Genomic DNA, 21,059 nt, shown 5'->3' with positions numbered 1-21,059 from the left:
CTTAACAGCAAATAATAATAGGGCTCCGGATGGAGCCCTTTTTCTTGAATTTCCCAACCTCACCGATTGAAAATACACGGGGCTTTACTATGTCTGAATCAGTACTTCAGCGACTAGAAGAACTAAAAGAGTCGTTGCATTACCACGCTGTGCGTTACTACGTGGAAGATAACCCAGAGATCCCTGATGCCGAGTACGACCGTTTAATGCGAGAGTTACTGGATATTGAAGCTGAGAACCCTGACTTAATAACCGTAGACTCGCCAAGCCAACGTGTCGGTGGACAACCTCTCTCTGCGTTTAGCCAAGTGACACATGAAGTACCGATGCTTTCGCTTGATAACGCGTTTGATGATAGTGAACTTGATAGTTTCCACAAGCGCGCGCAAGAGCGCGTGGGAAGCCAGAGTGTGAAAGAATACTGTTGTGAGCCTAAATTGGATGGACTCGCCGTAAGTTTGTTATATGAGAATGGCGTGTTAGTTCAGGCGGCCACTCGAGGCGATGGTACTACGGGTGAAAACATCACAGAGAATGTGCGTACGATTAAAGCCATTCCTTTAAAACTCAGGGGTAATGACTGGCCAAATCGTCTTGAAGTTCGTGGTGAAGTCTTTATGCCGAAAGCTGGGTTTGAAAAGCTCAATGAATTAGCAAGGAAGAAAGGCGAGAAAATCTTTGTTAATCCACGTAACGCCGCGGCAGGTAGCTTACGACAATTGGATTCACGTATTACGGCTTCTCGTCCGCTTAGCTTCTATGCATACAGTGTAGGCGTGGTGCAAGGCGCAGAATTGGCAGCAAGTCATTACGAACGCTTTTTGCAAATCAAATCTTGGGGGCTGCCAATGTGTCCGGAAACTAAGCGAGTTGAAAGCTTGGCGGATGTAAAAGCTTACTACCAAGATATATTGCAGCGTCGTGATGCCCTCCCTTATGAGATCGATGGTGTCGTTATTAAAATTGACGATATTGCCGTGCAAGAGCGTCTGGGGTTTGTTGCTCGCGCTCCACGTTGGGCGATTGCCTACAAATTCCCAGCTCAGGAAGAAATGACGACACTGAATGAAGTGGAGTTCCAAGTCGGTCGCACTGGTGCGATTACACCTGTTGCTAAACTAGAGCCTGTATTTGTTGGTGGTGTAACGGTAAGTAATGCGACGCTTCATAACGCAGATGAGATAGAACGTCTGCAGGTCAAGATTGGTGATCACGTTGTGATCCGCCGTGCTGGCGATGTTATTCCCCAAGTCGTATCTGTCATCAAAGAGCGTCGACCAGAAACAGCACGAGATATTGTTTTCCCAACTCAGTGTCCTGTTTGTGGTTCGCATGTTGAGCGGATCGAAGGAGAAGCGGTAACACGTTGTATGGGGGGCTTAGTTTGCCAAGCCCAACGCAAACAAGCGCTAAAACACTTTGTTTCTCGTAAAGCGTTAGACGTTGACGGTTTAGGCGATAAAGTGATCGAGCAGCTTGTTGATCGTGAGATGGTGAAAACTCCTGCTGACTTATTTAAGTTATCAGCGGGGATTTTAACCGTACTAGATCGCATGGGGCCAAAGTCTGCGCAGAATATTGTGAATGCGTTAGAAAAATCCAAAGAAACAACTTTACCTCGGTTTTTGTATTCACTGGGGATCCGTGAAGTTGGCGAGGCAACCGCAGCAAACTTAGCAATGCACTTTAAAACGTTGGGAGCGATCCAAAATGCTACCGAAGAGCAGTTGATTGAAGTGCAAGACATCGGTGCTGTGGTTGCTCAACATATTACGACTTTCTTTAGTGAAGAACAGAACCAAGCGGTGGTTAAAGATTTGCTTGAACAAGGAATTCATTGGCCAGAGATTAATACTACTGAGCAGGTGGGGGAATTACCATTAGAAGGTAAAACAGTAGTATTAACGGGAACACTTTCTCAACTGGGGCGTACAGAAGCCAAAGAAGCCCTCCAAGCACTGGGGGCTAAAGTGACGGGTAGTGTTTCTAAGAAAACCGATATTTTGTTTGCTGGTGAAAATGCAGGTTCGAAGCTCGCAAAGGCACAAGAACTGGGTATCGAAATTAAAACAGAACAAGACTTACTCGAACTGATGAATTAAGTCTTCTCAAAAAAGCTAAAAAATAACTAAAAGCCCCGTATGCTAAGCATGCGGGGCTTTTTCTTGTTCATAATTAAGTGTTTTTTTATTGAGTAATTGATGCCTTTGTTCTTTTCAGTGATCAAGATCGAACCTTGGGTTATTGGTTTTTTTGGCTTTTTTAGTCTGCGAGTGACTTCAAGTTGATACTTTTAAGTTCAATTTAAATGTTTGATTTTAAATAATAATTTGTTGTGTTATGTTGATGTTGTTAAAAATAAGATCTGGATCAATAAGTTATATGGAACTTTGGAGTGGCTCATATTTTTTTAGAAAAAAAATAAGTTCCATTTGGATGTTTTTAGCTGCGAAGTTAGTCTTAATCACGTGGATACACGGTGTGTATGCAGGAACTAAAAAAAGCCAAATTAGAAATAATGAGGTTTGATCAGGAATTTACTTCTCTCCTTCGGCGGCCAACTAAAGGTGAGATAGAAAAATACAGCTATATCCATTTTTAGGAGTTTTTCCATGGACAAATTTTTTAAGGTTTCAGCGTTAACCGCAGCAATGTTTGGTGTTGTTGCTGTCGCTCCAGCTACAGCGTCTACTGAAAGTGCAGCAGGTGGCGAGTACGTAGAGAAAGTGAACGAATTTATGCAAGACTCAAGTCTAAATGCATTATTCATAGTTGATACTCGTTCACGAACTCGTACAACAGGTAAGCCCGGCGGTGAAAATGGTGACCGTTGGAGTCGTCTAAACTACTCTTCTTACAACGCAATTTTAGACTTCACTTCTGGCTACCACGATGGTTGGGTGGGCGCAGATGTTGCGGCTTACTACTCTGGCGATCTTTACAACGATAGTCTTTACAATTCAAACGAAGGCTACCTATGTAACGAAATCTCAACTTGTAACAACCTAGACTGGGGTGCAGGTGATGGTCAGCAGCTTAAAGTTTACAAAGCAGCGCTGAAATTCAAAGCAAACGAAAACTTTAATGCTCGTTTCGGTATGTTACAGTCTGGTGGTAACGGTACAATCGGTAACGTTTGGAGCTTTGTACCTGGTACTTACCGTGGTTTCGAACTGAACGCTAAACTTGGTGATTTCAACCTAAGCTACTTTGGCGCAGACCAATTTACAGCACCTTGGCTGCTTCACGAAGATGATTACGCACCAGCGCTTTGGTCTGACACGTCATGGAGCTACCTACACTCTCTAGGCCTAAACGGTAACCTAACTGACAGCTTGTTTATGCAACTTGGTTTGGGTCAAGCTACTGGCGTTAAATATGCAAATGGTGTTGACTGGGGGGCAGGTCAAGTAACTAGCTACCACAACGAAACTGACAACACTTCTTACAAGGCTTACTTGAAGTACACTGTTAGTGACCGTACAACTCTAGCATTTGATTTCTACGGTGTTGACGATGATGTGAAATACGATGGTCTAGGTTTCCACACTGGTCTATCTTTGAATCAATCTTTCGGTAAGCTAGCTTGGATGTCTGAGTTGCGCTACACAGACACAGATAACCGTGCGGACTTCGTTCCTCGTACTATTCATACATATGGTATGAACAATGGTACTTGGTCTCAGTGGTGGGATGCGCTATCTGACTGGAACAAAGCGGGTGAGCTAGCATGGTACAACCGTCTATCTTACAATCAAGGTAACGGCTGGAACTACTACCTAGGCTTTGGTTACGGTACTGGCGCTGACTCTGCAGCAAGCGGAGCATCAGGTGACTGGGATTACGAAAGCGAATACGCAGTTAACGCAACAGTATCTTACTCACTACAAAGTGGCGCGCTTAAAGGTTCTACCATTCGTTTACACGGTACAATCCTAGAACGTGATGAGTACGCAGGTGCTGGCGATGCGGATGAAACAGACTTACGTCTACAAGTTCTTATCCCTTACAGCTTCCACTAATACTTAATGAGATAATAAAAGGAGCCGCTAGGCTCCTTTTCTATTTCACTTCTCGGCCGTCGTATATTTTGCAATATAACGGTGGCAACATATGTACATTACCGTTTGGCAACTCACACTTTATCTCTGGGCCTAACGTACGACCACCGGATGCACCATTAGCATGAGTGGTTAACGGAATTATGGCAAAAGATATTACTAATAGACCAGATAAAAATCTCATAATAATCACCTTAATATAAACTTTAAATATCTACGTACTGATATAAACCGTGACTACGCAGAAAGGCAAGGTTGAATAGGGCTCTTATATCAAACTAAGCTCTTACTTCTTTACTATTCCCATTCTCCACCTCTAAATCGACACATTTCACTTGGAATATTCGTAACGTCGCCACTTGGCATCTTACATTCGACTATAGGTCCCAAATTAGTTGTACCGCCGTTTCCGTTGTTGTGGGCAAAGGAAGAAAAAGAAAAAATACCGCACAACATCAAAAAGAGAAGCTTATTCATAGTACATCCTCTTACTTACCAAATAAAAAGCACTCAACTTAAATGCTTATGCGTTAAGTATGTATCCGGGGATAAAAAGATCAAAAAATAATTCAATAAAGCTTTATTTTTTAAAATAAATTTAGATCGATAATTTACCTAGATATATTTCTATCTTATTGATTGTCGTGTGTTGAATAATTAAATAATAGGAAATGGGAGGTAGGGTATTAATAATATTACTAATACTTATTTTTTTCTCGATTTTAATTAAGGTAATGAAATGAAAGCAGTTGTTTAGATTAAAGTAATGGAGCATGATTTACCCCATTACTTTGGCATAAATTAATTAGAATCAGGCTCAATGATTAAAATAATACCTTCCACATCGGTGATTCTTACGCGGGTACCGGCTGGAAGTGCTTGATCCGATTGTGCGGACCATGTGGTATCGGCTACCTTGATGCGATTGAGTCCGACGGAAAAGTCTTCTTCAAGGATAAGAGTACGCCCAATTAACTGCTTGTACTTTTGGTTCAGATCTCTTTCTTGGTCTTCTTGCTTGTCTTTAGACCATTGTCGTCGCCACCAAAGCCAGGTGGTGATTAAGCTGAAGCTTGCAAAGCAAAGCCATTGCAATTGCCAGCTCATTGGCAAAACGGTCATGATTGCTCCAACGATAAGTGCAGACATCCCGAGCCAGAGAAAATACCCTGCGGTACCAAGTAGCTCAACTGCTAAAAGAGCAAAGCCAAACGCTAGCCAATGCCAGAAAGAGATACCTTCCAACAAACTAAAAAAGTCCATAAATTATTCTTTATCTTGCTGTTTAAACATTTCTGCTATCCCTGCAACCGAGCCCATTAGTCCGGTTGCTTCTAATGGAAGCATAATGATTTTACCATTTTCGGCTTGACCAATGCTCTTGATCGCTTCGGTATAACCCTGTGCAATGAAGTAATTGACGGCTTGCATGTCACCTTTTGCAATGGCTTCGGAAACCATGTAAGTCGCTTTTGCTTCTGCTTGTGCGGCACGCTCACGTGCTTCTGCATGGAGAATAGCAGACTGCTTTTCGCCTTCAGCTTTTAATATCTCTGATTGTTTATGACCTTCGGCCTTTAATATCTCAGCTTGGCGAACCCCTTCTGCTTCAAGAATTTCCGCACGCTTATTACGCTCGGCTTTCATTTGCGCATTCATTGCAGCGGTCAGATCGGCTGGTGGCTGGACATCTTTAATCTCAATTCGTGTGACTTTTACGCCCCAAGGGTTTGTTGCTTGGTCAACAATCGCCAACAGCTTAGAGTTGATCATGTCGCGTTGGCTCAGCATTTCGTCCAGTTCCATTGAACCTAAAACGGTACGAATGTTGGTAAGGGTCAAGTTTCTAATAGCGTGTTCTAAGTCGTTGACTTCATAAGCCGCTTTGGCAGCATCGATCACTTGAACAAATCCGACAGCGTCAATAACCACGTTAGCGTTATCTTTTGAAATGACCTCTTGCGCAGGAATATCGAGAACGCGCTCCATCATATTTACTTTTTGACCAACTTTATCAACGAATGGAATGATCAAGTTTAAACCCGGCTTTAATGTGTGGGTGTAGCGTCCGAAGCGTTCAACTGTCCAGTTGTTTCCTTGCGGAACCGTTTTAATGGCTGAAGATAAGATAACGACAGCAAGAACGACGAAAATACCGATGGTGATCAGTGAATCAATTGGCATGAGTTATTCCCTTAAGTGCATAATGTTCGATCCATTTTTACCTATTTATAGACAATAGACAATTGAAGTTCTGAGACCTTTGAGAGGTTATTGGTTTTTTATATGACAAAGGCCGGAAACACCGGCCTTTGTCATTGCATGGTTTTACTCTCGCTATTTCGCGGGGTATTCAATCCAACTTGAACCATCAAGAGAAACATAATACTTCCCTTGTACTTCAATCACAGTAGAGCCTGAGTTCTGCGCGACAATTCGTGTTTCTGGTAGGTTCTCTGTCAATATTGAAGGGCTAAACGTCTTACTTTGATAAATGTTTTTATCCAGGATATTCGAAACGAGCTGCGACAATGCCAGATAGCTAGATGGCTCGCTTACGTGTTCGGTGTCGCCCTGACGCTGAATTCCTTCTCCGAAGATTTTAATTCCTACCGGTGTATGAATGATTGTCGGTGCAGGAATTTCTCGCATACCTGAAATTTGCATGCGGTCTCCTCGCATACCACCACCATGTTCTGGTACCAAAGCGACAACGATGTTGCGTTTTGAGGACTCTAAGGTTTTAAAGAACGCGTGGAGGTCATCAAGCAAATTCTTAAGGCGCATTTTGTAGCTAGCAATAGATGTGCTTGAGTTCGTATTGATGATCCTGTTGCCATCATGTAGTGAAATTGAGTTGTAGAGTGCCACGACTTTGTCGTCACTACTGTTAAGTCTTTGCTGCCACCAGTTATCCAATACTTGCTTATCGCGGAAGATCGAAGAGCCATCAAAAGATTTTTGGTAAGGAGTTAAGCCTTCTTGAGACATAAGAGCCCCTTGTAAGTCGCCGTCTTTTTTGATCAATTCAAGGAAGCTATCAAAGACACCATTGTGGTTCATCAGTAAATTTTCTGTGAAGCCTAGTTCTTTCAAACTTTCGAACAAGTAGCACTGCTTTGATGGTGCTGGCTGGAACAGTTGACTGTGTTCTTGTTGACCACAATTGGCTCGTAGCAGACGAATGACAGCAGGCCCACTGTATGACGTAGCGGAGCTAAAATTGTCGAACATGATGTCAAACTCTTTGAACAGAGGATGATCAGCCAGTCCTGCAATTTCGATGTCATCCCACGCGACCGAACAAATACTCAAGAACAGCAAATCAAAAGGAGCATCCATTGCGCTGTTGGTATCGAATGTCACATGTCGGGAAGCTTCTTTAGAAAAGAAATCTGCAGTTAACGTGTTGAGACTGGCATCATTAATTTCCGTTATTTGAGGTTGTTTGCTAGCAGTAACCTCGGTTGTTGGCTGTTGTTGGGCTACTTCTGCAGCCACTGTTGTCTGAGGTTCAGTCGTCATAGGAATACTTATATAGACCATCGCAATAACCACAAAGACTGAAACCCTAACAAACTTGCTCAAAATAAAGTACGCACCACACAAAGCGAGCAATCCGAGTATTGCTTGGAATGATAAAAATCGTCCCAAAAGCTCGACCAGATAACTCGATTCAAACTGCATTAACTGTCCCGCTTGAGCCCAAAGACGGTTTAGAGGAGGTAGGTAAGAATCGTAATGCAAGAGCCACGCTGCGGCGACAAATGAAACGATATGGCGCACCGCATTTAGGCTTTTCATCGAGATAGGAAGCAGGATGAAGATCAACAGCGCAAAGTTTTCCATTGGATGGAAATCGATGATTCCTTGAAAATAGAGCGCTGTTTTTGCGATAAAGTAAATGTTCCACCAGCCCAATCCTATAGTGAGGGGGGTAGAGTCATGAGAATGCGATGTCATTACTTAAGCTTCTTGGTGTTAGTGGCTGATGTATCTAGCTCAAAATAGCGCGAGCGTTTTAAGTGTTTGTGGTAAAAGCGTCGGGTAGCGTTTACTAGGTCACGTAGAAAGTATCCTAGGAGTAGGCCAATACCTGAACTGATACACACGGTCAGTAAAAAATCGTTAATATTCATGAACGTTCCTTGAGCTCAATGGTTTTTTTCACAGCAAACAAAGGAGGAACATCAACCATAGAATTAATGGTGTTATGGAATATTTTCCTCTCTGTCGCCAGAGCTGAAACGTCGTCGGATATGACGGCTTCATCTTGAACGATGAATTTTAACTCTGTTTCGATATCTAATTGAGTATCAAACGTGTGAGTTGAGTGAAATAAGTCTCTCACTGGGAACTCAAATATATTGTTGAGTGCAATGTCAATATCGCTATGTCGAATAGCACTGAACAAGACATACAGAGCTTTGTTGCAGGCTGTCACAACGTCGCCATCTCTTCGAATATGGCAAAGACGTAAACATTCCTCTGCCGTCATGCCTGGTAATAAGTTCAGCTTGATAAGCGCAAAGTTCACATTTGAGTGTGTTGAGTGGGAAATGACGTCAATACAGTATTGGCTAAAGTCCTGGTTTTGTAAGTAGCCTTTGCTACCAAACTTAAGGTCATACTTTAAGAGCGCCTCTAAACTGTCAGGAATTGGACGCGTAAGCATCTGGCCTTGAATTGCTTCAACCTGAGTCATAAAGCGCATTGGGGGGATTTGCGCGTGAGAAATGAAGTTTGCCCCCGAGCGAAGTAAGAACTTTTCATCTGCATATCTCAGACATTGTTGGGTCTCCCTGACAATAATCTTTAGCTGACGGCCATACGCGGACCTTAAACGGTAGCAATCTAACGCGATCTGTTGAACTTCGCTTTGGTTATCACAGCTGAAAACAATAGTTGAAGAGCGAGGGTTGTTTAACATCGCTATGAGCTCTTGATTACTCTCAGCCATACTCATCCCTTTTGGGGCTTTCTCGCTTTCTCTGAAGGCTCCTCTGCTGATATATATTCTATCACTATCCGATTTGTCTTCCTGTATGGCACGAGGCTGATGCGTTTCGTAAGACGTTGCTTTTAGCTTCTTATCTTTAGTGTTAGAGAGAAGGTATTCGTCTTGGGAAATTACACCGTGTTTATTGGACCAAAAATCCACAAGATAGCAGTAGCGAGCATCATCTAATGATGTCATGGTCGCCAAACCGGCGATGTATCTATTATGAGAAATAAGAATGGGTTTTAATATTGAAGTCGTCAGATGCCCATATATACAAACACTAATAGTGAGTTTTTTATTATTTGCTAGTTCATTTAAGTTTCGTAGGAAAATACTTACAAAATAATCATCACTTGATGATAGTAGTGAATCTGGAACTACTAATATATATGTGGAGAGTTTCTTTATATTTGTTTGGCGAATGTCTTTCACAAGATTTATAGCGTTCGGCGCTTTATTTGTGAATTTGTTGCTAAGAAAGAAACACTGTTCAATATGGAGTGTGGATAACTCATTGAATTTGCATAAGGCTTCATCATTCAATGCAGACAAAAAAGTTTCCTTGTCTGTAAAGCTTGTAAGTGAAGTGTTGTTATTTTCTGGTAGCGTACTGAACAAATAATCAATGACCATTTGCTTATGTGTAAACAAGTTTACATAAACAGAACTTATCTCTTTTTCAGAAGTAATAGCGGATAACCCGGAGATTGCTGACATCAAAAGGCCTTATATTCAATAGTTTACTGTCATTGTGCGTTGTGGCTTACAATCCGCTGTATGCTAATCGTTACAATGTTAACTTTTCTTGGCGACAAGAAAATGACGCCAAGATATTAAACGAAATTGATCAAAAATTAAAATAGTTATAGCATTGCTTCATATGATGTTTATAAGTTTAAATTCAATAATTTTCAAGCCTATGATTTTGCTGTAAATTATTTATTTCACTTATATGTCGTAAATGGATAATTACAATTCACCTTCATAACCCCTGTTTCTGAAGTCAAACATCATTTAGGGATTTATTAATTATGTGAACTAATAAACAGCCCTGTTCACATTCATTAGCATTCTGTAAATATGAGACGCATAGTTCGATGCGTCAATTTTTTAACAATGGAATTTATACTGCAAAGAGTAATTGGCGGGATTGCCATTACCGCAGTTTAAACACCGTTATATTGTGAAAAAAATGTTGTGACTGAGTCTGCAAAAGATATTAATTCGATCTACTCTTCTTATAACTTAACTCAACATAAGTATATTGAAACAACAGAAAACGAGTCTTACGTGCAAGCTAAAAATAAGTGGTTGGTCTTTCAAGCCAACGGTGCTCGTAATGCTCTGTTTCAAGTGCGTATTAAGCAGACAGGTTTAGAGACTGAAGCGATATGAAACGCCTTCTTTTTGTTAGTTTAAAAGGTGGTTGTGGCTCAACGACCGTCGCTGCGAACTTGGCACAAGCATTAGTTAAGATAAACAAACAGGTACTGGCCATTGAGGTGGTGCCTAACAGTTTACTGCAAACTCATCTTGGCTTGCCGCAGGAAGAGAAAGATGGCTGGGCGAAACAACTTCTTTCAGATAAACCTTGGACCCAGGCTGGTTATGAAAGCCCACAAGGTGCACTTTTTTTACCGTTTGGCCATCTGAATTCTGAGCAGTTAAAAGCGTTTTTTAACGAGCGTTCTCACTACCTGTCAATGCTAGGTGAAATGACGTTGCAAGTGAGCGAAAACCGTGGTGAGCAGTGGCTGCTTTTTCACGCCGACTTAGCAGAGCTTACTGATCCTGAAGTGCGATCTTTTGTCGACTCAATGGATATGATTGTGGTGGTGGTAACGGCAGACGCCCTGAGTTATCTCACTCTTCAATCTTGGCTACAACATGAAGAGCTATCGAGATTGCTTCGCTCTGACAAATTACGTTTTTTGGTGAATAAGTATCAGCCAGAAACCGAAATTGGTCGTGATTTCATGTTGGTGCTGAAAAAGGAACTTAGCGAATCCTTGATTCCTGTTTCGATTCATCGAGATACGGCATTGCTTGAATGTGTGGCAAACCTGACGACCGTTCAACACTATTCGCCATCGAGCCAAGCCGCAAAAGATTTTCAGTCTTTTGCTTTTTGGTGTGTATCAGCGTTATCAAGCGCTCAGGACCAAAGCTAATTTATGCGAAGTCTTAATCTGATTTTCCAACGTTGGGTAGTGGACCAATTCAGACTGCAGAAGAACGCTTACGAGCAAGCCTGGAATTGCAAAACAAACTGGGTTGGTGAGTGTGCTTTGTCTTTTTGGTTTTCATTGAGTTTTGTATTTTTAAAGCCGGCTATTTCGGGTGTTCCCTCATGGAAACTGCCTTTGGTTTACTATCCAAACGTTAATTTTGCTGCGCCAAGATGGTTTGATCCTGTACGTTTTATTATCCAAAGCGTGTGGTTGCTTTGCTTCAAGCAAAACGTAAATACAGCATGGTCCAAAAAAACCAGCAGCTTAGCGATGACTTTAGCCGAACAAATTCGCAATGCGTTCTACTTGCCATTTGAATTGGTTGCAAAAAGCGTCCGCTGGTTAGAACAGACAGCGAACAACATCAAAGATCCACAAGTTCGAGAGCGTATTAAAGCAAGTAAGTCAGCGATGGCGTTGAACTACACCTTGCTGTTTTTCGTGGTGTTAATCGCTTTGCTGTGTTTTACGGTGCCATTTGGTTATCAGGCTCAGACTGTCTTTGTGTTGTTACTCTGGGCATTAGCGATGATGGTTCGTCGCATGCCGGGTCGTTTTCCTACCATGCTTTTGATCATCTTGTCGGTTACGGCCTCATGTCGATACTTGTGGTGGCGTTATTCGTCTACCCTGAACTGGGACGATCCTGTTGCTTTGTTTCTAGGGGGCGTTTTACTTCTAGCTGAGACGTATTCTTGGATTGTGCTGATGCTTGGCTATTTCCAAAATATCTGGCCATTGAATCGCAAACCAGTATCGATGCCACCGGATCAGTCAACTTGGCCAACTATTGACTTGATGATCCCTACTTACAACGAAGATCTTGATGTCGTGAAAGCGACGGTTTATGCCTCGTTAGGTGTCGATTGGCCGAAAGACAAACTCAACATCCACATTCTGGATGACGGCAAGCGTGATAGCTTCCGAGATTTCGCCAAAAGTGTAGGGGTGAACTACATCCGCCGCCCAACGAATGAACATGCGAAAGCCGGTAACATTAACTATGCGTTGAAGCAGACCAGCGGTGAGTTTGTTGCGATTTTTGACTGTGACCATATTCCTACACGAGCATTTTTTCAGCTCACAATGGGGATGTTCCTGAAAGATCCAAAGTTGGCGCTTATTCAGACGCCGCACCATTTTTTCTCACCGGATCCTTTTGAGCGTAACTTATCGAACTTTCGTAACGTGCCAAACGAAGGCAACTTGTTTTACGGCCTGATTCAAGATGGTAACGACTTATGGGATGCGACTTTCTTCTGTGGCTCGTGCGCTATTTTACGTCGAGAGCCTTTAGAGGAAGTCGGTGGTATTGCAGTCGAAACCGTGACGGAAGATGCGCACACGTCTCTGCGCATGCACCGTTTAGGCTATCGTTCTGCATATCTTAAGCAGCCGATTTCTGCTGGTTTGGCGACAGAAACATTGTCTGCACATGTTGGGCAACGCATTCGTTGGGCTCGCGGGATGGCGCAGATATTTAGGGTAGATAATCCATTGACTGGAAAGGGGCTTAAGCTCTCTCAACGGCTTTGTTACGTCAATGCCATGCTGCACTTTCTATCTGGTATCCCAAGGATTGTATTCCTGATCGCACCATTGGCTTATTTGTTGCTGCATTCCTACGTGATTTATGCGCCAGCGCTGGCGATCATTTTGTACGTATTGCCCCATATGATCCACGCGAGCATGACCAACTCTCGTATGCAGGGTGACTACCGTTATTCGTTCTGGGGTGAGGTATACGAAACCGTGCTTGCTTGGTATATCGCAAGGCCAACAACGGTGGCTTTGTTTGCACCCCATAAAGGGACATTCAACGTAACGGCAAAAGGCGGTTTGGTTGAAAAATCTCACTACGATTGGGTGATCTCCCGACCATATTTGGTTTTGGTTGCACTCAACATTCTGGGCTTTGCTGTAGGGATTTACCGAATGGGGTGGGGGCCTCAAGACGAAATCGGTACAGTTATCGTGAACCTCGTTTGGACGATGTACAACTTGTTGATTTTAGGTGCTGCTGTCGCCGTTGCGGTAGAAGCCAAACAAGTGCGAAAAGATCACCGAGTAGAGGTAGCGACTCCTGTCGCGGTAAGGCTTCACTCAGGACACTTGATTCAAGCGCAGATGAAGGATTTCTCTTTGGGTGGCGTGCGCATTGAAATAGACGGAGTCGATGAACCAACCTGTGCGTACCTACTTGGCCAAACCTTAGAAGTGATCCTCAATCGCGGTGGTCAAGAATTCGTGTTCCCGATGACGGTTGCCTATGCTCATAAGGGGATATTTGGTTTACAACTCAACGAATTGTCTCATCAACAACAAATCCAATACGTCCAATGTACATTTGCACGTGCAGATACGTGGGCGAAATGGCAACAAGGTTATCAATCAGATAAGCCTCTATCGAGTATGCAGGCTGTACTGCAAGTCGGCTTTAATGGATACAAACGCTTGCTGCAACATTGTCCTAAGTTTGTTCAGGCCAGTGTGGATGCACTTTTATTTTGTATCGAATTTATTTGGTCACTAAGACCTCGTTATGTCCCAATCAGGACCTCAAGTCATGCTAAATAATAAAAAACTAACGGCGTTGACGACGGCTATCACTCTCATGTGTATGTCGGGCAGTCTCGCGGCACAAGAAGTAAGTCAGCAACAACCAACGCCTTTGGCACAGCAAGATGCTGAAAATTCGACCGTATTTAAGCGTGTCATTCCATTTAGTCAATTGGGTTACAGTGGTTCAATTGCTATTCAAGGTAGTGAGGCCAGTGCTTATATTGGTTTCGGTTCGCGACTCGATGAGGTGGTGTCTAAAGCCACGTTGTACTTTGACATCACACCTTCACCAGCGTTGCTCTCTTTGGTTTCTCACGTCAAAGTGTATTTGAACAATGAGCTTATGGGAGTGGCGTCAATCGTCGATGGTCAGCAAGGTAAAAAATTGAGCTTATCGATGCCGCTGGATACTCGTTACTTCAGTAACTACAACCAAATTCGCTTTGAGTTGATTGGGAATACTCAGAAAGAGTGTGCCAATCCAAATGACTCGAGCATTTGGGCTGAGATCAGCCAAAGCAGTCGAATTGAAATGTTCGCCCAAAAGACAATGCTGGAAAGTGACTTGAGCTTGTTGCCAGCGCCGTTTTTTGATGTCCGTGATTTCAGCCAGTTAAATCTGCCTGTCGTTATGGGCGGCAAATACGATCTGGATGATGTCAAAGCTGCCGGTGTCTTGAGCTCTTACTTTGGTGCTCTTGCGGGTTGGCGTGGCGCTCAATTCCCTTTTAGTGTCGACACGTTACCTAAGCGCAACGCCATTGTCTTTGTTACTAATGACAACAAACCTGAGTTTCTGAGAGATTTTCCAGACACGGATGGGCCTCGTCTTCAAGTCATCACTCACCCAACTGACCCGTACGTGAAGCTTCTTCTAGTGATAGGCCGTGACAGTAAGGATCTTAACGTTGCGGTGCAAGGTTTGGCGTTGGGAAACCAACTTCTTACTGGGCCAATCGCGAAGATTAATGAAGTCAAACAAATCAAACCACGAGTCCCGTACGATGCGCCAAACTGGGTGAGTACGGCTCGTCCCGTTGCATTATCTGAATTAGTCGAACAAAAAAGCATGTTGCAAGTGGAAGGTCGAACGCCTCCTCCAATCAATGTGAGTTTGCGCTTACCACCCGATCTCTTTACCTGGCAGAGCCGTGGTATACCGATGGATCTTAACTATAGGTATTCGCCACCAGCTGCGGATCATTCTGGTTCTCGCCTGACTTTGAGCATCAATGACCAGTTCATTGAGGCGTTTAACTTAACCACAAAAGGCCAAGGTGGTGAGTCTAACCGTGTGCGTGTTCCTCTGTTAGATGACAGTATTCTGAGTGGTGATGCGCTTGTTCGTATTCCGGCCTTTAAAGTTGGCAGTAAAAACCAAATCGAGTTTGAGTTTGGCTTTGCGTCGGTGACTGATGGGCAATGTCAGGTGACGCAACCAAGTAAGCAATACGCGGTCATTGATGGTGACTCTACGGTTGATTTTAGTGGTTTCCCTCACTACATCGAAATGCCAAATATGCGCGCTTTTGCTACTTCTGGCTTCCCTTACACGCGCATGGCCGATTTGTCAGAAACTGCGATTGTTGTTCCAGAGAGAGCACCAAAAGAAGTGTTGCAGACCTTCTTAAACGTCATGGGGTCGTTAGGAAGTGATTCTGGGTACCCAGGTATTCAGGTGCTTTTGACAGACAAATGGAATGCTGAGCAACTAAAAGATAAAGACATCCTGACGATCGGTGTTGTGGATGCACTAGAAGAAGCCGCTAATAACCCTGACCAAGTTAACTTAGTGGTTAAAGAAGGTCAGAGACAAATTCGCCTGCCAAGCAAAAATGAAAAGCAGCTCGGAATGAACTGGATGAGTCCAAGTGATGCTCGTCAAGTCGCCGCAGATTATGTTTCTGTCGAGGCGGAAGGCTCTTTTGCTGCTATTTATGGTGCAGAATCGCCATTTACGAAAAAACGCAGTGTCATTTCTATTATGGCGGCTCACCCGTCAGATTTTGCGTCGGTTGATCGCGCGTTGGCTGACTCCGGTAAAGTGGAGCACATGTTTGGCTCGGTAGTGACGTTGAGAAATAACGAAGTAGCTAGCTACAACGTGGGTTCGCACTACTATGTTGGTAAGCTTCCTGTGTGGCAGCTCGTTTGGTATCACTTCTCTAATCACCCAGTCATCGTTGCGTGCTTTGCCGCCTTGCTAGTGGTGATTGTAACCATTGTGCTTTGGCGCGTATTACGTCAAGTCGCGTCTAGACGTTTAGAAAAAACTGAGGAAGAGGAATAATGAAAAAACTCATCTCATTCCTTATGTTGTTCGTGTCTCCTTACTTGTGGGCTAACACCTGCGAGTGGCCACAATGGGAAACATTTAAGTCGGTATACATGGAGCAAGGCCGAGTCGTTGATGGCAGTGACGAGCGTATGATTACAACCTCGGAAGGCCAATCTTACGCATTGTTTTTTGCCTTGGTTGCCAATGACCCTAAAACCTTCGATCAGGTTTTAAAATGGACTCAATCACATTTAGCTGGTGGGGACTTGACGGCAAGGCTTCCCGCTTGGTTGTGGGGAAGAAAAGAAAATGGTCAGTTCGGAGTGTTGGATTCTAACCCAGCGTCAGATTCTGATTTGTGGATAGCTTACTCCCTTGTTGAGGCGGGGAGATTATGGAATAACTACTACTATCAGACCCTTGGACATCTGATCGCGAGTCGTATTTTACGTGAAGAAACCGTCAACATAGCGGGAGTTGGAACGGTATTGTTGCCAGCTCCAACGGGCTTTGATGCCGACGGCCAGTACCGTGTGAATCCGAGTTATGTTCCGTTACAACTGATTGCTCGTATGCAGTCGCTGTACCCGCAATACAACTGGGACTCAATGTATAAGGCAAGTGTTCACATGCTAGAGAAAACGATGCCAGCAGGCTTTAGCCCAGACTGGGCAGTATTGAGAAATGGTCGTTATAGCTCAGATGTGGTTACAGGGCCGATGGGCAGTTACAACGCCATCCGCACTTATCTTTGGGCGGGTATGCTAAATGACCAAGTTTCAGAAAAAGCAGTATTAGTACAAAAAATGCAGCCGTTTGTCGCGGCAACCAAAGCCCTTGGTGCGCCAGCGAGAGAAGTAAATACTGAAACGGGTAAATATACCCAAGCAGGAAGCGCAGGTTTTTCTGCTTCGGCTCTTCCGTTACTCGCGGCTTCTGGTGAATCTACGCTGTTGGAGACGCAGTTTCGTCGTGCTCAAAATGAACTTGTGGTGGACAAAAACGATCATTATTACGACAACGTATTAAGTCTATTTGGGCTTGGTTGGCATGAAGAACGTTACCGTTTTGGTGTGCAAGGTGAATTGCTTCCTGTATGGAGCGAGAGATGTCAGTAACAGGACGCGTGTTATGGTGGATTCCACTGGTTGCTTTGGCGGCTGGTGGCGTCGGCACTGTGCATGCAGAAAGCTTTAGCTCAAAACCTCTGACAAAGTCGCAGCTCGCACAGGTCTACAAGTCTATCGAGCTGGTTCAATTTTCCACATCATTAGCACGAGTTGACTCGGTTGAGTGGTTGGTTGAGCAGCTAAAACTGGCGGATGCGATTGGCCGAGATGATATTGTCGAGAGTACTCTGGAGAGGCTGTTCGCGATTGAAGAAAGCAATCCAACGGGGCTTTTCTATCAAGCGAATATGTATCTGAAACGTAAGCAGCCAGAATTAGCAAAACCGGTATTTGAGCGCTTAATCAGACAGGCGCCTCATTCGACTCAAGCGAAAAACTTGTCATCGATTATGGCTATTCAGGGAGAGAAAAGAGCGGATTATCAGCGCGCTCAGTTGCTTGCAAAATCTGGTCGTTACGATGAAGCGATTCAAGCTTACAAAGCCCTTTTCCCAAATGGAATGCCATCACCAGCGTTACAACTGGAATTCCTACAGTTGCAAAGTAATTTGCCAGGCAGTTGGAGCTCGGTAAAACAGGGACTGGAACGTTTAAATGCAAATTATCCTAGTGTTCCGTCTTTTCAACTCGCGTTAGCCAACCACATTCGCAAAGAGAATCCTGCCGATCCATGGATTCTCGATACCTATAAAAAGTTAGCGCTTGCTCCTTCGGTTGGAACAAATGCGGCAACGTCGTGGTTGCGTGCATTGGATCAATTGCCTATTTCAGATCAAGTTGTTCAGCAATATGCCATCTTAGCTAGCTACTACCCGTCTGACATGGAGATACAAAGAGCGAATCAAAGCGCGAAAGATCGCTGGAAAAAGGAAAAGGAACTACGCAAAGACCCCACTTATCTCGCCAAGCTCAAAGGGTTAGCGTTGCTCGAGGAAGATAAAACCGACCAAGCAGAAGCTCAGCTGCGTTATGCGTTGACGACTCGTCCGCAAGATCCTGAATTGCTTGGTGCTATGGGTAAGGTTTATCTACGTAGAGGGCAGCAACAAAAAGCGCTCGGATACTTTAAACAGGCTCAGCACTTAGATCATAATCCTGACTCGGCCTCAAAATGGGCAGCGCTAATCGAGACTTCTCAATATTGGGCGTATCTTGATCAAGGTGATGCCTTGGTCGAAAAAGGCCAGTTTAAGCAAGCAGAAAGTGCTTATCAAAAAGCGATTCAAGTAGATAAATCCCAACCTTATGCTTATTCATCATTAGGCTCTTTGTATCTGGTACAAGAAAATTATGCCGCGGCAGAGAAGGTTTTCAAACAAGCTTTGCAACTGGATAGCAGCAATAGCTCTGCATTGCGTGGTCGCTTAGATGTTCGTATTCAGCAGCAAGATTGGTCTGGCGCGGAAGCACTCGCGCGCAGTTACTCAGCCCCACAGCAGAAAGTGGTCGCTGAAAAAATAGCGAGCATCAAGTCGGAAGTTATTTTGACTCGTCTGCGGATCGCAATCGCTCAAAATGATCAGGCAACGATGAAAGCGTCCGTAGAGGAATTGATTGCGCTACAGCCAACCTCCCCATGGTTAAGGCTTGATATTGCTGACGTGGTTCATTCAATGGGCGACAAAGTACGCGCGGATACGCTGATGTCCGATTGGGCTACATCTAGTAATGACCCTGAAATGAAATTTGCTTACGCGCTTTATCTCGCGCAGGACTTCAAAGTGAATGAGGCCATCGCTGAGCTAGAGAGCATCGCACAACATGACATGACAGACGCAATGCAGCGCAATTTAACTCGCTTGAAGCTTGATGCTCAGTTGAGAGAGATTCGAACGCGTTACTTAGCTTCTCCTGAATCAGTAACGGCGACATTACGTGCGCTAGAGTCGGATTATCAAGGTCAAATTCAACCGCTCGCTCGTCTAGTGAGTGCGTGGTTAGACATTGATGAAGTTAAGGAAGCTGAGAGGATTTTCCAAAGCATTTCGTTTGCAGAAGATTGGTCAACCGATGACAAACTGGCTTACGGCAGCATGATGGTAAGCTTGAATCACTTTGAAGATTTTGATAGTTGGTATGCGAGCTTAGCATTAAATTCCGCAACACAAGATTTAAGTGCTTCGGAAGCATTACAGCTTGATGAACTCAAAACCCGTCGACTGTTGAGTCAAGCGGATCTGATGCTGGTTAATCAACAGCCTAAGCTTGCGTTGGATTTGTATGAACAAGTTTCTTTAAAGCCTGAGCCATTTAAAACTCAAGCAGAAATTGGCATGTTGCAAGCTAGTGCTTTGACTGGATATGAAGCGACGTATCACGACATGTACCTCATTTTGAATAAAAAGCGCGATAGCTTAACTGCGGCACAGTTGATGACAGTGGCCGCGGTGTTTAATCAACAAGGCTATCGAAATGACGCTAATGCGCTAAATCAGTTGTTGGATGCGATGCCTGATGCTGACGCATTAGCATTTCGCAATAGCATGTCTATAGCAATGGAAAATCAACAGTGGGCGTTAGCTGAAACACGCGCCTATCAAGCCTTAAATCGTGACCGAATGGATAAAAATCGTGAACCTGAAGAGGCGAAAAAAGAACCCCTAAGCTTACGCGAGCTATATGATACTGCTGACGACTACTGGTTGACTCGTAACGTCAAATCGGACATCGATAAACTGCATGATCGGAGTGATGGGCATGTCATGATTGGCTGGGATTACAGTGCACGAGATGGCCGTAATACTTCGAATCAAGTGCCCATAGAAGCCCGAATCCCGATAGAGAGCTGGGATGGGCACCTGTTGCTAAAAGCCGATTATGTTTCTATCGATTCAGGTCAGTTGGACTATTATGAAAAAACCACCGATTCTGACAGCACTTCGTTCCAAAATGACGCATCAGGTATGGCATTTGGAGTGGGCTGGCAGGCTGAAGATTGGTTGGTCGATATCGGCACGACACCAATTGGTTTCGACCATACCACATGGGTTGGTGGTGTGCGCATCAATGGGGACCTGGGTGAGTTTGGTTGGACGGCAGAAGCTTCGCGTCGCCCAGAGACCAGTAGCACGCTTTCTTATGCTGGAATGTCTGTCCCTAGCGGCACGACTGACCCTCAAGGGACTAAATGGGGCGGAGTTGCTCGTACTGGTGTGAAGTTGAGCTCAAGTTGGGACATTGGTGGCCCTTACGGTTTTTGGAGTAGCTTGCAGTATCATGTTTTGACTGGTGAAAAGGTTGAGGACAACACTCGTTTAGGCGTGCTAGGTGGAGCGTACTACAAGTTAATTGCAACGGATGACCAGCGTTTAAGTATAGGTACGAACTTAATGTACCTTGATTACGACAAAAATCTGGGTGAGTACACGCTAGGTCACGGTGGCTACTACAGCCCGCAAAGTTACTTCTCGGTGTCTTTACCTATCAACCTTTATGGCCGATACAACAGTTCTTGGTCATATCAATTGAGTGCATCCGTCTCTAACTCTTGGACTAAGGAAGACGCGCCATACTTATCGACAGTAGCGGAGTCAGACAAAGGTGGTGGTTTTGGTACGTCGTTGCAAGCGGCGGTGGAAAAGCGAGTCAGCAAACGTTGGTATCTTGGTGCGTTAGTCGATGTACAACGTTCTGAGTTTTATACACCAAACCATTTCATGCTTTATGCCAAGTACACCTTTAATGATCGTTGGCAACCAATAGAGTATCCGCCAGCAGCACCAACGTTGTATAGCGACTTCTAACAAAAAACAAAGGCCGGAAATCCCGGCCTTTGTTGTCTTATTCCTAGAAGAA

General features: G+C 44.1%; 13 protein-coding genes. 7 read left to right on the top strand and 6 right to left on the bottom strand.

What is annotated here, in order from left to right:
* Nucleotides 1-89: 89 nt before the first annotated feature.
* A complete protein-coding gene (gene ligA, locus R7E42_RS15325) occupies nucleotides 90-2,102 on the top strand; it encodes an NAD-dependent DNA ligase LigA (protein WP_017819968.1) in 2,013 nt (670 codons plus the stop codon).
* 510 nt (nucleotides 2,103-2,612) lie between these two features.
* Nucleotides 2,613-4,022 (top strand): porin, encoded by a 1,410-nt coding sequence (locus tag R7E42_RS15320; RefSeq protein ID WP_104975948.1) that lies wholly within the window; start codon nucleotides 2,613-2,615, stop codon nucleotides 4,020-4,022.
* Nucleotides 4,023-4,062: 40 nt separating this feature from the next.
* Here R7E42_RS15320 and R7E42_RS15315 read toward each other — a convergent pair whose 3' ends face one another.
* From R7E42_RS15315 to bcsE, 6 genes are all read right to left on the bottom strand, one after another.
* On the bottom strand, nucleotides 4,063-4,245 hold the full coding sequence (locus R7E42_RS15315) for a hypothetical protein (RefSeq protein WP_021707681.1): 183 nt from the start codon (nucleotides 4,243-4,245) through the stop codon (nucleotides 4,063-4,065).
* 617 nt (nucleotides 4,246-4,862) lie between these two features.
* Nucleotides 4,863-5,324, bottom strand: coding sequence for an NfeD family protein (locus R7E42_RS15310; RefSeq protein WP_005382058.1), 462 nt, complete (start codon nucleotides 5,322-5,324; stop codon nucleotides 4,863-4,865).
* A gap of 3 nt (nucleotides 5,325-5,327) precedes the next feature.
* Complete coding sequence (locus R7E42_RS15305; protein WP_005382060.1) at nucleotides 5,328-6,245, bottom strand: SPFH domain-containing protein; 918 nt, start codon at nucleotides 6,243-6,245, stop codon at nucleotides 5,328-5,330.
* 153 nt (nucleotides 6,246-6,398) lie between these two features.
* A complete protein-coding gene (gene bcsG / locus R7E42_RS15300; RefSeq protein WP_213893628.1) occupies nucleotides 6,399-8,024 on the bottom strand; it encodes a cellulose biosynthesis protein BcsG in 1,626 nt (541 codons plus the stop codon).
* Nucleotides 8,024-8,200, bottom strand: a complete 177-nt coding sequence (locus R7E42_RS15295) for a hypothetical protein (RefSeq protein ID WP_172797322.1) — start codon at nucleotides 8,198-8,200, stop codon at nucleotides 8,024-8,026. The genes bcsG and R7E42_RS15295 overlap by 1 nt, the downstream gene beginning before the upstream one ends.
* A complete protein-coding gene (gene bcsE, locus R7E42_RS15290; RefSeq protein ID WP_238843489.1) occupies nucleotides 8,197-9,780 on the bottom strand; it encodes a cellulose biosynthesis protein BcsE in 1,584 nt (527 codons plus the stop codon). The genes R7E42_RS15295 and bcsE overlap by 4 nt, the downstream gene beginning before the upstream one ends.
* 674 nt (nucleotides 9,781-10,454) lie before the next feature.
* On the opposite strand from bcsE, the gene bcsQ reads away from it, so the two are divergent.
* The 5 genes from bcsQ to R7E42_RS15265 are packed head-to-tail and all read left to right on the top strand — an operon-like array spanning nucleotide 10,455 to nucleotide 21,007.
* Entirely contained in the window at nucleotides 10,455-11,234 is a 780-nt protein-coding gene (gene bcsQ, locus R7E42_RS15285) for a cellulose biosynthesis protein BcsQ (protein ID WP_021484815.1), read from the top strand.
* 3 nt (nucleotides 11,235-11,237) lie between these two features.
* The gene (gene bcsA, locus R7E42_RS15280; RefSeq protein ID WP_262602015.1) at nucleotides 11,238-13,871 is read left to right on the top strand and encodes a UDP-forming cellulose synthase catalytic subunit; all 2,634 of its coding nucleotides are present in this window, start codon (nucleotides 11,238-11,240) and stop codon (nucleotides 13,869-13,871) included.
* Nucleotides 13,861-16,146 carry a cellulose biosynthesis cyclic di-GMP-binding regulatory protein BcsB gene (gene bcsB, locus R7E42_RS15275; protein ID WP_318072795.1) on the top strand — a complete coding sequence of 762 codons (2,286 nt, stop codon included), beginning with the start codon at nucleotides 13,861-13,863 and terminating at the stop codon, nucleotides 16,144-16,146. The genes bcsA and bcsB overlap by 11 nt, the downstream gene beginning before the upstream one ends.
* On the top strand, nucleotides 16,146-17,252 hold the full coding sequence (bcsZ, locus tag R7E42_RS15270; protein WP_318072794.1) for a cellulose synthase complex periplasmic endoglucanase BcsZ: 1,107 nt from the start codon (nucleotides 16,146-16,148) through the stop codon (nucleotides 17,250-17,252). The genes bcsB and bcsZ overlap by 1 nt, the downstream gene beginning before the upstream one ends.
* Nucleotides 17,243-21,007, top strand: a complete 3,765-nt coding sequence (locus R7E42_RS15265; RefSeq protein WP_318072793.1) for a cellulose synthase subunit BcsC-related outer membrane protein — start codon at nucleotides 17,243-17,245, stop codon at nucleotides 21,005-21,007. The genes bcsZ and R7E42_RS15265 overlap by 10 nt, the downstream gene beginning before the upstream one ends.
* Nucleotides 21,008-21,059 lie beyond the last annotated feature (52 nt).

The sequence above is a fragment of the Vibrio sp. Vb1337 genome (genome assembly GCF_033338715.1).
In the GTDB taxonomy this organism is placed as follows: Bacteria; Pseudomonadota; Gammaproteobacteria; order Enterobacterales; family Vibrionaceae; genus Vibrio; species Vibrio alginolyticus.
This window is presented reverse-complemented; position numbering and strand designations above follow the sequence as displayed.